Raw genomic sequence first — 12,528 nt, 5'->3', positions numbered from 1 at the left:
TTTACATCACACCATTCAGAAAAATAGAGCTGTGCAGACTTTATTTTTATAAGCTTTTTTCAAAAAGCGATAAGACGGTAATTTTCATTTTGTAATTGAACCAAAGCGGTCATAGCCGAAAGAGCAAACTTTACTTGCGGATGAGCCTTCTCCCTGGAAACCTTATAGTGCGCTGCACTCTGGCCGCATAAGACTAATTCCACTCCGTTTTCTACTAAGGCTTCGATCAACGAGATATTAGGGTTTTTTGAAGAGGATGGAAACTCTTCCCGGTAAAAGGTATGAGCCAGTACGTCTTTAACCGCTTTGCCGTGAATTACCAGGGCAACTCTCATATTCGAAGGAACCACGCCTGCTTTCTCATGCATATTTAGAAAACGTGCCGCAGTTTCAATAAGTTTATTTGGTTCCTCGGCATTAAAACTTCGGTTTACATCGAAAACTACTTTTAGAAGTGAGGTAGTATCTGTGGCAAATTCCGGGTTTTGAACCTCGAATGTTTTGCCAAATTCAGGGATAACATTGCCTCTTTCGGGGCTCTGACCGTAGGTTATAAAAGAGCAAAGAATTATAAGCAGAAATACTGATGTTTTCATGAATTATGCTGAGGTAAATATTAGATTTTTAAAGATATTAAAATATAATTCATTGCACAGCGGGAGATCCCGATTGTTCAAAATTCAACTGCATTCGGGTTTAGACTTTTAAGCATTTTGGTTACCTTTCAGCTTTTAAAAACGGAGAAAATTTGGAAGCTTATTTAGCTGAATTGAATGATGCACAAAGGGCTCCGGTGCTGCAGAAAGATGGCCCTATGATCGTTATTGCCGGTGCTGGATCCGGAAAAACGAGAGTGTTAACCTATAGGATCGCTTACCTGATGGATCAGGGAGTGGATGCGTTTAATATTTTGTCGCTCACCTTTACCAATAAGGCGGCGCGGGAAATGAAGCAGCGTATTGCCAAAATTGTTGGAAACAGTGAGGCTAAAAATCTCTGGATGGGTACCTTTCACTCTGTTTTTGCTAAGATCCTGAGATTCGAAGCAGATAAACTTGGCTATCCCTCAAATTTCACTATTTACGATACTCAGGATTCTCATTCGGTTATCCGTGCTATCATAAAGGATATGAGACTGGATAAGGATGTTTATAAATATAAGCAGGTCTATAACCGGATCTCTTCCTATAAGAACAGCCTGATCACGGTGAAAGCTTATTTCCAGAACGGAGAATTACAGGAGGCAGATGCCATGTCGAAAAAGCCTCGTCTTGGGGAAATCTACAAAGAATATGTTAACCGTTGCTTTAAAGCCGGTGCTATGGATTTTGATGATTTACTCCTCAAGACCAATGAGCTTTTGAATAGATTTCCGGATGTTTTACATAAATACCAGAGTCGTTTCAAATACATTCTGGTGGATGAGTATCAGGATACCAACCATTCGCAGTATTTGATAGTAAGAGCACTTTCAGATAAATTTCAGAATATTTGTGTGGTGGGAGATGATGCCCAGAGTATCTACGCTTTCCGGGGTGCGAACATTAATAATATCCTGAATTTCCAGAAGGATTATGACAATGTGCAAATGTACAGGCTGGAACAGAATTACCGGTCTACACGAAATATTGTAAATGCGGCTAACTCCATTATAGATAAGAATAAAACCAAGCTGGATAAGATAGTTTGGACTGCCAATGATGACGGGCCAAAAATTATCGTGAACAGGTTGCTTACAGATGGGGAAGAGGGAAGATATGTTGCCGGCTCCATTTTTGAAAACAGAATGCAAAATCAATTGAATAATGGTGATTTTGCCATCCTGTATCGTACCAATGCCCAAAGTAGGGCGATGGAGGATGCTCTGCGAAAAAGAGATATACCCTATAGGATCTATGGAGGACTATCCTTTTATCAAAGAAAGGAGATCAAGGATGTGCTTGCTTATTTGAGGCTTATTCTAAACAATAAGGATGAAGAAGCTTTAAAACGGGTGATCAATTATCCTGCACGGGGGATTGGTCAAACTACCATGGACAGATTGTCTATTACTGCAAATCAGCATAACCGGTCTATTTTCGAGGTAATTGAAAATCTGGATAAGCTGGACCTTAAGATCAATAAAGGGACCCAGACCAAACTGGAGAATTTCGTAAACATGATCAAAAGTTTTACGATCATGAACGAAACCAGCAATGCTTTCGAGGTTGCTGAAACCGTTGCTAAAAAAACCGGACTTGTTCAGGAATTGAAAAAAGACGGTACTCCGGAAGGAATTGCCCGAATTGAAAATATTGAGGAACTTCTTAACGGGATCAGGGATTTTGTGGAAGGCCAGAAAGAACTGGCAGACGCAAGTGGTTCTCTGGCAGAGTTCCTGGAAGACGTTGCTCTGGCGACAGATCTGGATAACGACACTGGTGATGATGACAGGGTCGCACTTATGACGATTCACCTGGCCAAAGGTCTTGAATTCCCATATGTATATATTGTTGGAATGGAGGAGGATCTGTTTCCTTCAGCCATGAGTATGAATACCAGAAGTGAACTGGAAGAGGAGCGTAGGTTGTTTTATGTTGCCTTGACAAGAGCAGAAAAACAGGCCTATCTTACTTATACCTTATCCCGATATCGCTGGGGTAAGTTGGTAGATGCCGAGCCAAGCAGGTTTATTGATGAAATAGACGATCAGTATCTTCAGCTAATGATTCCGCAGGATGACTATAAATACAAACCTTTAATTGATACAGATATCTTTGGTGATGAGGTGGATAAAAGTAAGTTAAGACGAACCAAACCAAAAAGTTCCAATCCGCCACCGGCTCATAAACCTTCTGAAGATCAACTTAGAAAATTAAGGAAATTAAGACCGGCATCTGCCCAGCCGGAGAAAGCAAAAGCTACCTTGGATCTCTCTGAAGGAAATGAAGTTGAGCATACTCGTTTTGGAAAAGGAAAGGTTCTTAAACTTGAAGGAATAGGCCAGGATAGGAAAGCTGAAATCGATTTTGAACATGGAGGAATTAAGAAATTATTACTTCGATTCGCAAAATTGAAGATACTTTCTTAGAAAAATTTGAATAAATGTATAGATTACATATATTAGCACTGAGGTAAATGAATCCCTACATAATTTAGTTCACAAAAAACCAAAAAAATGCAAATTTTTAAAGAGACCTTCGGGTCTCTTTTTTTTTGTAATAAAAACCTGTAATTAATGTGTTAGAGGTGTTCGTAATCATTTTTGAATAATTAAAATTCTTATCTTGAAAAGAAAAATATGATTAGAGAAGGAAGTGAGGTAGAATGGAATTGGGGAAATGGCAAGGCAAAAGGAAAAGTAGTCTCAACTTTCGCTAAAGAAGTTAGTAAGGAAATAAAAGGGAGTACTATCACCAGAAAAGGAGAAAAAGGCAATAAAGCTTTACTTATTAAGCAGGAAGATGGAGCTGAGGTTTTGAAACTGGAGAGTGAAGTAGACCGGATAAGTTGAACTCTATATCTTATAATGTAAAAGATTTAATACACAATTTAAACATACAATTATGGCGGAATTACTGAAAATTTATGATGATAACCCTGCTCCCAAGCACATTAGCAAAGTGGTGGAGGTATTAAAAAAAGGTGGATTGATTATTTATCCTACAGATACCATTTATGGGTTAGGATGTGATATTACTAATACTGCCGCTTTAGAGAAGATCGCCAGAATAAAGAAGGTTAAACTTGAAAAAGCCAACTTTTCTTTTGTGTGCGAGGATTTAAGTAACATTTCAGATTATGTCAAGCAAATAGATACTGCTACTTTTAAAATCCTTAAACGCTGTTTGCCCGGGCCATATACTTTTATCCTTCCCGGTGGGAGTAACTTACCCAATGTATTTAAGAAGAAAAAAACAGTAGGAATCAGGGTTCCCGATAATAATATTTGCAAAGCTATAGTTAGTGCACTTGGAAACCCTATAGTTTCTACCTCAATAAAAGATGAGGATGAGGTGCTTGAATACAGTACAGATCCGGAACTTATTTGTGAAAAATGGGATAATCTGGTGGATCTGGTAATAGATGGCGGCTATGGAGATAATATTCCATCCACCGTAATAGATCTCACTACCCCCGAGCCTGAAGTAATTCGTGAAGGTAAAGGAAGTATAGAAATCATGTAGTTCAAAAAGCCCTCTATTGAGGGCTTACTTTTTACATCGCAATTAAGACGGGATACAGTTTTAAAAATTCCTTGTGTACCTGCTCAGGGCTTAAAATAAAACCTTTCTTTTTTGAATTATCTGCGAGCTTATATCCATATTTGGCAGCCATATATCTTTGCTCTGGAGTGCCATGATGTTGATTGCTTTGTATGAAACAATCGCCAACATTAAAAGAAAGGGTGAAGTATTGCTCGATCAACTTCCAGTTGAAGGTAGCGCCCCTTTTATGTGCCATAAAATAAGCTGCTGCAAAATCGGCTTCGAGTTCAAGGTATCTCGAACGGGCTGCCTGGTTTTCGAGCTCCAGATTCCACTTATCTTCATATTCATAGTGCACCTGATGCCACCATTCATGCGATATAACGGCCGTAAAGGCTACTTTCTCATCTATCCCGGTCTCTACGAGGGTTTGCAAAAGTCCGTCACCAATTACCAGCAAGCCATTTCTAAGAGTAAAAGCCTCCAAAGCGAAAAAAGGATTTTCCGGATAGTTAGGGGAAGAAGAGTTATAGGCAATCAAAGCATCAGCCTTGGCGTAAGCTTCTTCTCTGTTTCTAACCAGAGGATCAAAGCTTTCAATCATCGCAGCGAGGGTTTCCCGGTTATCGAGAGAAATAGTATGCTGGGCATTTAAAGTAATTTCTTTTTTCAGGTCCCAGAAAGCATTCAGTTCCCTCCAGCGCTTTTTAGCGAGTTGATCATATTCCCCATCCTTACCAAAATAATTATCCCCTCTATAATGGACGGCATATTTCTTATTTAATTCGGCATAATATTGTGTAAGAGCCGGTTGGTAGTCGGGATCACTTACCAGACTATTGATATAGCCGAAGAGGATAACTGCAAAATCTGTTAAGGTACAGGAATCATCCAGCGCAGGTATGCCGGTATAGCGTAAACCGCAATTTTCAATTTTATACGTATGATCTTTTTTAAGCCCGGGGGTGTCAGAAGTTTTATCCACCTTAGCTTGCTCCACCATAGGTGTGGTTATGGTTTTATCAAGCTGCTCTTTGGAACAGGACCAGGAAATAAGGATTATAATAACGAGCCCTACCAGCCATATATGCGCACCCATCTTCTTCATAGCAATAATGTTTGGTGTAGGGATGGTTTAAAAATAATATAAATTACTGATTTTCAACAACAATCAAGGTTAAATAAAAAAAGCCCCGCTATCGCGAGGCTTCTTTTCAGCTTATAAAGCTTGTTTTCTTATTCCTGAGATGTTGCTTTCTCCATACCTTCTTCTATCATAGAGTAGAATTGGTCAAGTTTTGGAAGAACAACGATTCTTGTTCTTCTGTTCTTAGCACGACCTTCAGCAGTTTCGTTGCTAGCTACAGGAATGTAGTAGCTTCTTCCAGCTGCAGTCATACGAGCAGGTTCAACACCAAAATCGTCTTGTAGAACTCTTACTACAGAAGTAGCACGTTTTACACTAAGATCCCAGTTGTCTTCGAACATTGAAGTGCTGATTGGCTTGTTATCTGTGTGACCTTCCACCATAAATTCGATGTTCGGCTTGTTTTTAACAACAGTAGCAACTTTTCCAAGTACTTCTTTTGCACGAGGAGTGATGTTATAACGTCCACTGTCAAATAATAACTTATCTGAAATAGATACGTATACCACACCTTTTTCAACATTGATTTCGATGTCCTCATCGTTCATGTTTCCAAGGGCTCCTTTAAGACTTGTAACTAAAGCAAGAGTTACAGAATCTTTCTTGTTAATCGCCTGTTGCATAGAACGAATAGCAAGATCCTTCTCCTTAATGCTCTCTAATGAACGCTCAAGGTTCTCAGCTTCTTTCTTAGAAAGAGTTGCAAGATCTCCAACGTTGTTCAATAAGGCAGCATTAGTATTATTTAAACGTGTAATCTGCTCATTCATTCTACCCTTTTCATCTAAACAAGAGTTCAACTTAACAGTAGCAGTATTCAACTGGTCCTGAGTTTCTCTTTGTTTAGTTTCAAGTTCATTGTATTTCTTCTGTGAAACACAAGAAGAAAGTAGAATGGCAGCTGTTGCCGACAAAAGCATGATTTTTTTCATAATCAGTATCTTAAATTTTAATTGTTAGATGGATCAAAAATATCAAAAAATTAATAAGGTAGAAAGCTATTTTAACATTTCCTTGCTTAATTATTTTTTAAGCTCGGTATACCTGTGTTTTTTAAGTACAAAATGCTGGTAAACTATAGAGCTGATATCCCAGTATTTATTGATAATGAATGAGTTCGGTCTTTTCTTTTTCATTAGGCTGTATTGGCTGTAGAAGCTGAAATGCGCCTTAAGAATTGCGAAAAAATGCTGGAACTTACCGCTAAAAATAAACCTGAATGCAGCAAGCCCGTCAAGGATCATTCTAATGAATAAAATTTTATATAATTCCTGAGATTTTAAGTTTTTCAGAAGTAAAAAAAGTCCGTTTCTAAAGTTCAAATATGTCTTTTTGGGATTAAGAGTATTTAAAGTAGCTCCACCAACATGAAAAACGGAGGATTCAGAAACAAATTTTATGCGGTATCCCATATTTTGAATACGCCAGCAAAGATCAATTTCTTCCTGGTGAGCAAAAAAATCTTCATCAAAACCTCCGGCTTCAAAAAATACTTTCCGTCTAATGGCGATACACGCCCCGCTTGCCCAAAATATATAGGGATCATCATTATATTGCCCGTGGTCTTGTTCTATTTCCTGAAAAATTCTTCCGCGGCAATATGGATAACCATATTTATCTATATAACCACCTGCTGCTCCGGCATACTCAAAGTGATTTTTATTTTTAAAATCCAGGATTTTAGGCTGAATGGCAGCTACTCCAGGTTCCTTTTCGAAAGTTTCCAAAATTGGCACTAACCAGTCTTGGGTAACTTCAACATCACTGTTTAATAGTATGAAGATATCTTCAGGAACAGATTGCAGGGCGAGATTGTAACCTCCGGCATAGCCAATGTTATGTTTGTTTTCAATAATTCTAACTTCCGGGAATTCTTTTTTTACAAACGCTACGGAATCATCTGTAGAAGCATTATCTGCTACATAGATCGTGGCAGCTTGCGAATGTTCTATTACTGAAGGTAGAAATTGTTCCAGTAGCTTTTTGCCGTTCCAGTTTAATATTACAATTCCAATTTTCATTATCTCTTGTATTCCGGTAGTTCTTTTAAAAAGATGTAAGTCTCATTTTCATAATCAAGTTGGCAAAAAAAATGTTCCAGCCCATTCGTGACCATAAGATAATTGGCTTTTAAACTTAAGTTATATCTCGCAATTTGATCAAATGTATCCTGAGTGATCTTAATTTGCGGTGCTTTACATTCCACAATTATCTGAATCCCTCCATCTGGTTCAAAAACCACTACATCATATCTTTTTACAAGTCCGGCTATCTTAAGCTGTTTCTCGACATTGATATGACTCTGCGGATAATTCTTTTCAATCTGGAGATATTTCACCGTATGTTGTCGCACCCATTCTTCCGGGGTAAGGATCACGAATTTTTTCCTTAGATCATCAAAAACAGCTATTTTATTTTGATTATTTTTGAACCGAAACGAATATGAAGGAAAGTTCAGTTTTTGCATTTTTCAAAAGTAATAAAGAATATTACATAGCTGCAATTAACCGTTCCTGAGTTTTTCTTTACCTAAACCGCCGCAAAACCTTCTATGGACGAAGCCAAACAAATAGTTAGTGACATTCAAAAAGGAAATATTAAGCCAATTTATTTCCTGATGGGTGAAGAGCCTTATTATATTGATCGTATCGCCGATTTTATTTCAGATAATCTTTTGACTGAAGAGGAAAAAGGTTTTAATCAAATGACCATTTATGGGAGGGATACTTCTATAGAGGACATTGTGAGCAATGCTAAAAGATTCCCTATGATGGCTGAGCGGCAGGTGGTGATCGTAAAAGAAGCTCAGGATTTATCCCGAACTATTGAAAATCTTGCTTCCTATGCTGAAAATCCGCAGCCTACTACCGTACTGGTTGTTTGTTATAAATACAAGAAAATAGACAAACGAAAGAAACTTCATAAAACCATTTCAAAAACAGGAGTGGTGTTTGAAAATAAAAGGCTGTATGAAAATCAGGTTGGTAGCTGGATCATGAAAACGCTAAAAAGCCGTGACTATGATATCTCTCCAAAAGCCGCACAAATGCTGGTGGAATTTCTGGGAATAGATTTAGGTAAAATTGATAACGAACTACAAAAACTTCAGTTAATATGTAAGGAGGGTACAACCATAACTCCCGAGTTAATTGAAGAGAATATTGGGATAAGTAAGGATTTCAACAATTTTGAGCTAACAAAAGCTATTGGAGCAGGAGATACCGTAAAAGCTCATCGCATCATCAACTATTTTGCTCAGAATCCTAAAGACAATCCGCTTATAGTTACCATTTCCTTATTGTTTGGTTATTTTTCAAAGATCTTACAATATCACGGACTTCAGGATAAATCTAAAGCCGCGGTTGCTAAACAGCTAAAGGTTAATCCGTTTTTTGTTAGCGATTATGCCAGCGCTGCCCGTAATTATCCTATGAAGAAAGTAAGTAATGCCATAAGCCTGCTACATGAAACTGACGTTAAAAGTAAAGGGGTTGGTGCGACTAATATTCCACAGGGAGATCTATTGAAAGAACTTCTTGTAAAAATCATGAACTAATTATGAGTAAATTAATTACCTGGGTTAGTGCAGCCCGTATCAGGACTTTGCCGCTTTCTTTCTCAGGAATTATTGTTGGAAGTGCCATGGCAGCTGAAAAAGCAGCCTTCAATCCGGCGATATTTAGTCTGGCCATGGGAACTACGCTTGGGCTGCAGATCCTTTCCAATTTTGCCAACGATTATGGTGATGGAATTAAGGGGACAGATAATGATGAAAGAATAGGCCCAACAAGAGCACTACAAAGCGGTTTGATAAGTCAAAAGGAGATGTTGGTAGCCATCGTGGTTACCGCAATTGCAACTTTGGTATTAGCCGTTTTACTCATCTATGCTTCTTTTGATAGTGATAAATGGCTCTCGGCACTTATATTCTTGCTTCTTGGGGTAGCCGCAATTGTTGCAGCTATTAAATACACCGTAGGAAATTCAGCTTACGGTTACCGCGGTCAGGGAGATCTGTTCGTTTTTTTATTTTTTGGCCTGGTCGCAGTCTATGGAAGTTATTATCTCTATACCCATAATCATGAATGGATCAGCTTTTTTCCGGCTATTGCGATTGGGCTTTTGAGTGTTGCTGTTCTAAATTTAAATAACATGCGGGATAGGATCTCAGATGCTAATGCCGGTAAGAATACCCTTGTGGTGAAGATGGGGGAGCAGAAGGCAAAAAATTATCACTATACCATTATAGTTGGCGCTCTGTTTTTCTTTTTAATTTACTCCGCCTTTATTTCAAGGCAACTAAATGATTTTATCTATCTCGTAGGGTTTATTCCACTTATACTGCATTTGAATCGCGTGGGAAATAACACCAATCCCAAAGATCTGGATCCGGAATTAAAGGTTGTTGCTTTATCCACATTTGCCATCTCCATTCTTTTTGCCATTGGATTAGTATGGTAAAAAGCTTATTAATTGTATAGCAAAATTAAACTGTCTATTTTTATAAAAACCATAAACTGAGATTATGAAAATTACATTTTACGGCCAGAATACTCTTGCTCTCGAAATAGGAAACACCCATATTATCGTAGATCCATTTATAACCGGGAATGATCTTGCAAAGGATAAGGTGGATATAAATAATCTTAAAGCAGACTATATTCTTTTGACCCATGCACACCAGGATCATATTCTGGATGCTGAAGCTATTGCTAAAAATACCGGAGCAACCATAGTAAGCAATTTTGAAATTGCCAGCCATTATGAAGCGATGGGATTCGAAGTTCATCCAATGAATCATGGTGGTAGCTGGGACTTCGAATTTGGATCGGTAAAATATGTAAATGCTATTCATACCAGTTCTTTCCCGGATGGAAAGTACGGCGGACAGCCGGGTGGATTTGTAATCGAAGGAGAACATAAAAACATCTATATCGCCGGGGATACAGCACTGACCATGGATATGAAACTTATACCAATGCAAACCAAACTGGATCTTGCTGTATTACCTATTGGTGATAACTTCACCATGGGGGTAGATGATGCCATTTTGGCGAGTGATTTTATAGAATGTGATAAAATTCTGGGTTGCCATTATGATACTTTCGGATTTTTAGAAATCGACCATGATATGGCGAAGAAAAAATTCTACGAAAAAGGCAAAGACCTTATGCTCCTTGAAATTGGTGAATCCATCGAAATCTAATTTATGCATGCAGCTTATAAAAAGTACTTTTTAAAATTTAAACGCCCCAGTGGAACTTCCCGGGGCGTTCTTACTGAAAAAGAGACCTGGTTCATTAAAATCACTAATAATGGAAAGGTTGGTTATGGTGAATGTGGAATTCTTAGAAGCCTGAGTTTTGATGACAGGCCAGATTATGAGGAAAAATTAAAGTGGGTTTGTGCTAATATAAATCTGGGTAAAGAAATGCTGTGGGAAGAACTCCGGGATTTTCCCAGCATTCAATTTGGAATAGAAATGGCCTTCAAGAGTTTGGAGGCTCAAGATCCTTTTAACCTGTTTCCTTCTGAATTTACTTCAGGCAATGCATCCATTCCAATCAATGGTCTTATCTGGATGGGAGATAAGGATTTCATGAAGCAGCAAATTTCAGATAAACTGAAACAGGGGTTTGACTGTATCAAATTGAAAATAGGAGCTATTGATTTTGAATCTGAAATCAAATTACTTGAATCTATCAGGGAAGATTTTTCTGAAGCTGAAATTGAATTAAGGGTTGATGCAAATGGAGCCTGGAAACCTACTGAAGCGCAGGAAAAAATTAAACGTATTTCTGAATTTGGGATTCATAGCATTGAGCAGCCTATAAAGCAGGGGCAATGGGAAGAAATGGCCTCTTTATGTGAAATAACTGCGGTTCCTATAGCTCTTGATGAAGAATTAATCGGGGTTACCAGTGTAACAGAAAAACAAAAACTTATACAAACTATTCAACCTCAATACGCCATTTTTAAACCGAGTTTAATTGGTGGTATCAAGGGGACTCAGGAGTGGATAGAAATCTGCGAGGACAACAATGTTAATTGGTGGATTACCAGCGCACTGGAAAGCAATATTGGTTTAAATGCCATTGCGCAATGGACCTATACCTTGAACACCAGTTTGCCTCAGGGATTGGGAACCGGTGGTTTATATACCAATAATATGGAAAGTCCACTATTGGTAAAAAATGGAAATATTCAGTATGATCCCGCTAGACAATGGGATTTTAAATTTTAAGTGATACTATGTTTATAGCACAGGCTTTCAGGTACAATCAGTCATTTTGGAAATATTTGATAATCCCTATTCTTTTCTTCGGATTGATGGCCCTAAATTATGTGGCGATTGAAATGCTGGGGTTGGATATGAATCAAATAATGCAGGAGGAAATTGCCCGCAAGGGATCCAACCGGGTTTTATTTGAAAACCTGCTTGCATTTTTAATATTTCTTGCCGGTTTGTTCTTATGGGTGAAATATGTCCATAAACAACCAATTAAAAGTCTTACCACCTCAAGAAAGAAGGTGGATTGGAGCAGGTTCTGGTTTGCATTTATTCTTGTTGCAGTATTCAATATTGGGGTCACTCTGTTGGATTATTATTCGAATCCGCAGGATTATGTACTGAATTTTCAATGGGAACCTTTCCTGTATTTATTGCTTATTTCGGTATTTCTAATTCCCATCCAGACCAGTTTTGAAGAATATTTTTTCCGGGGTTATTTAATGCAGGGAATAGGTTTAGTTGCAAAAAATCGATGGATCCCCCTGGTACTTACTTCAGTAATATTTGGAGGATTGCATTATTTCAATCCTGAAGTTACCAAATTAGGTGATATTATAATGATCTATTATATAGGCACAGGGTTTATGCTAGGCATCATGACCCTTATGGATGAAGGTCTGGAATTAGCGCTGGGATTTCATGCTGCCAACAATTTGATCACGGCACTTCTGGTAACTGCCGACTGGACTGCTTTCCAAACTAACTCTGTTTTTAAAGATGTTTCAGAGCCTTCTGCAGGTTTTGATATTATTATTCCTGTTTTGGTGGTATACCCAATTTTCTTGTTCATTCTCGCCAAAAAATATAATTGGACCAATTGGAAAGAGAAGTTATTTGGTCGTGTGGAAACCTCTGAATTATTAAATGTTTCAGAAGAAAATTAAGAATATGAAAGCAAATTG

General features: G+C 38.0%; 13 protein-coding genes. 8 read left to right on the top strand and 5 right to left on the bottom strand.

Features of this window, described 5'->3' with window-relative positions:
• Window positions 1–59: 59 nt before the first annotated feature.
• Window positions 60–596 carry a DsrE family protein gene (locus ACNKXV_RS01825; protein ID WP_417905989.1) on the bottom strand — a complete coding sequence of 179 codons (537 nt, stop codon included), beginning with the start codon at window positions 594–596 and terminating at the stop codon, window positions 60–62.
• 152 nt (window positions 597–748) lie between these two features.
• Here ACNKXV_RS01825 and ACNKXV_RS01820 point away from each other — a divergent pair, with 152 nt between their 5' ends.
• The 3 genes from ACNKXV_RS01820 to ACNKXV_RS01810 all read left to right on the top strand — a co-directional run bounded on the left by ACNKXV_RS01820 (window position 749) and on the right by ACNKXV_RS01810 (window position 4,166).
• The gene (locus tag ACNKXV_RS01820; RefSeq protein ID WP_417905988.1) at window positions 749–3,070 is read left to right on the top strand and encodes an ATP-dependent helicase; all 2,322 of its coding nucleotides are present in this window, start codon (window positions 749–751) and stop codon (window positions 3,068–3,070) included.
• 210 nt (window positions 3,071–3,280) lie between these two features.
• On the top strand, window positions 3,281–3,493 hold the full coding sequence (locus ACNKXV_RS01815; RefSeq protein WP_417905987.1) for a hypervirulence associated TUDOR domain-containing protein: 213 nt from the start codon (window positions 3,281–3,283) through the stop codon (window positions 3,491–3,493).
• Window positions 3,494–3,545: 52 nt separating this feature from the next.
• Complete coding sequence (locus ACNKXV_RS01810; RefSeq protein ID WP_417905986.1) at window positions 3,546–4,166, top strand: L-threonylcarbamoyladenylate synthase; 621 nt, start codon at window positions 3,546–3,548, stop codon at window positions 4,164–4,166.
• A 31-nt stretch (window positions 4,167–4,197) separates the two neighbouring features.
• On the opposite strand, the gene ACNKXV_RS01805 is transcribed toward ACNKXV_RS01810, so the two are convergent.
• From ACNKXV_RS01805 to ACNKXV_RS01790, 4 genes are all read right to left on the bottom strand, one after another.
• Complete coding sequence (locus ACNKXV_RS01805; protein ID WP_417905985.1) at window positions 4,198–5,295, bottom strand: hypothetical protein; 1,098 nt, start codon at window positions 5,293–5,295, stop codon at window positions 4,198–4,200.
• A gap of 128 nt (window positions 5,296–5,423) precedes the next feature.
• A complete protein-coding gene (locus ACNKXV_RS01800) occupies window positions 5,424–6,266 on the bottom strand; it encodes an OmpA/MotB family protein (RefSeq protein ID WP_417905984.1) in 843 nt (280 codons plus the stop codon).
• A gap of 90 nt (window positions 6,267–6,356) precedes the next feature.
• Window positions 6,357–7,355 (bottom strand): glycosyltransferase family 2 protein, encoded by a 999-nt coding sequence (locus ACNKXV_RS01795; RefSeq protein WP_417905983.1) that lies wholly within the window; start codon window positions 7,353–7,355, stop codon window positions 6,357–6,359.
• On the bottom strand, window positions 7,355–7,801 hold the full coding sequence (locus ACNKXV_RS01790; protein WP_417905982.1) for a type I restriction enzyme HsdR N-terminal domain-containing protein: 447 nt from the start codon (window positions 7,799–7,801) through the stop codon (window positions 7,355–7,357). Before ACNKXV_RS01790 ends, ACNKXV_RS01795 begins: the two co-directional genes overlap by 1 nt.
• Window positions 7,802–7,885: 84 nt before the next feature.
• Between ACNKXV_RS01790 and holA the strand changes: the two genes are divergently transcribed.
• The 5 genes from holA to ACNKXV_RS01765 all read left to right on the top strand — a co-directional run bounded on the left by holA (window position 7,886) and on the right by ACNKXV_RS01765 (window position 12,510).
• Window positions 7,886–8,890 carry a DNA polymerase III subunit delta gene (gene holA / locus ACNKXV_RS01785; protein ID WP_417905981.1) on the top strand — a complete coding sequence of 335 codons (1,005 nt, stop codon included), beginning with the start codon at window positions 7,886–7,888 and terminating at the stop codon, window positions 8,888–8,890.
• Between the two features lie 2 nt (window positions 8,891–8,892).
• A complete protein-coding gene (gene menA, locus ACNKXV_RS01780) occupies window positions 8,893–9,795 on the top strand; it encodes a 1,4-dihydroxy-2-naphthoate octaprenyltransferase (protein ID WP_417905980.1) in 903 nt (300 codons plus the stop codon).
• Window positions 9,796–9,859: 64 nt separating this feature from the next.
• The gene (locus tag ACNKXV_RS01775; protein ID WP_417905979.1) at window positions 9,860–10,540 is read left to right on the top strand and encodes a metal-dependent hydrolase; all 681 of its coding nucleotides are present in this window, start codon (window positions 9,860–9,862) and stop codon (window positions 10,538–10,540) included.
• Window positions 10,541–10,543: 3 nt separating this feature from the next.
• Window positions 10,544–11,578, top strand: a complete 1,035-nt coding sequence (locus ACNKXV_RS01770; RefSeq protein ID WP_417905978.1) for an o-succinylbenzoate synthase — start codon at window positions 10,544–10,546, stop codon at window positions 11,576–11,578.
• Between the two features lie 8 nt (window positions 11,579–11,586).
• Window positions 11,587–12,510, top strand: a complete 924-nt coding sequence (locus tag ACNKXV_RS01765; protein WP_417905977.1) for a CPBP family intramembrane glutamic endopeptidase — start codon at window positions 11,587–11,589, stop codon at window positions 12,508–12,510.
• Window positions 12,511–12,528 lie beyond the last annotated feature (18 nt).

It is taken from the genome of Christiangramia aquimixticola, from assembly GCF_048285835.1.
Taxonomy (GTDB): domain Bacteria; phylum Bacteroidota; class Bacteroidia; order Flavobacteriales; family Flavobacteriaceae; genus Christiangramia; species Christiangramia aquimixticola.
The sequence above is the reverse complement of the archived record's forward strand: the minus strand, read 5'-3'. Positions and strand labels throughout refer to the sequence as shown.

Excerpts from the sequence above, each read along its gene's own strand:
- ACNKXV_RS01815 (WP_417905987.1), top strand. The coding sequence starts at position 3,281 with ATGATTAGAGAAGGAAGTGAGGTAGAATGGAATTGGGGAAATGGCAAG.
- ACNKXV_RS01810 (WP_417905986.1), top strand. The coding sequence starts at position 3,546 with ATGGCGGAATTACTGAAAATTTATGATGATAACCCTGCTCCCAAGCAC.
- ACNKXV_RS01775 (WP_417905979.1), top strand. The coding sequence starts at position 9,860 with ATGAAAATTACATTTTACGGCCAGAATACTCTTGCTCTCGAAATAGGA.
- ACNKXV_RS01790 (WP_417905982.1), bottom strand. The coding sequence starts at position 7,801 with ATGCAAAAACTGAACTTTCCTTCATATTCGTTTCGGTTCAAAAATAAT.
- holA (WP_417905981.1), top strand. The coding sequence starts at position 7,886 with ATGGACGAAGCCAAACAAATAGTTAGTGACATTCAAAAAGGAAATATT.
- ACNKXV_RS01795 (WP_417905983.1), bottom strand. The coding sequence starts at position 7,355 with ATGAAAATTGGAATTGTAATATTAAACTGGAACGGCAAAAAGCTACTG.
- menA (WP_417905980.1), top strand. The coding sequence starts at position 8,893 with ATGAGTAAATTAATTACCTGGGTTAGTGCAGCCCGTATCAGGACTTTG.
- ACNKXV_RS01765 (WP_417905977.1), top strand. The coding sequence starts at position 11,587 with ATGTTTATAGCACAGGCTTTCAGGTACAATCAGTCATTTTGGAAATAT.
- ACNKXV_RS01825 (WP_417905989.1), bottom strand. The coding sequence starts at position 596 with ATGAAAACATCAGTATTTCTGCTTATAATTCTTTGCTCTTTTATAACC.
- ACNKXV_RS01805 (WP_417905985.1), bottom strand. The coding sequence starts at position 5,295 with ATGAAGAAGATGGGTGCGCATATATGGCTGGTAGGGCTCGTTATTATA.
- ACNKXV_RS01800 (WP_417905984.1), bottom strand. The coding sequence starts at position 6,266 with ATGAAAAAAATCATGCTTTTGTCGGCAACAGCTGCCATTCTACTTTCT.
- ACNKXV_RS01770 (WP_417905978.1), top strand. The coding sequence starts at position 10,544 with ATGCATGCAGCTTATAAAAAGTACTTTTTAAAATTTAAACGCCCCAGT.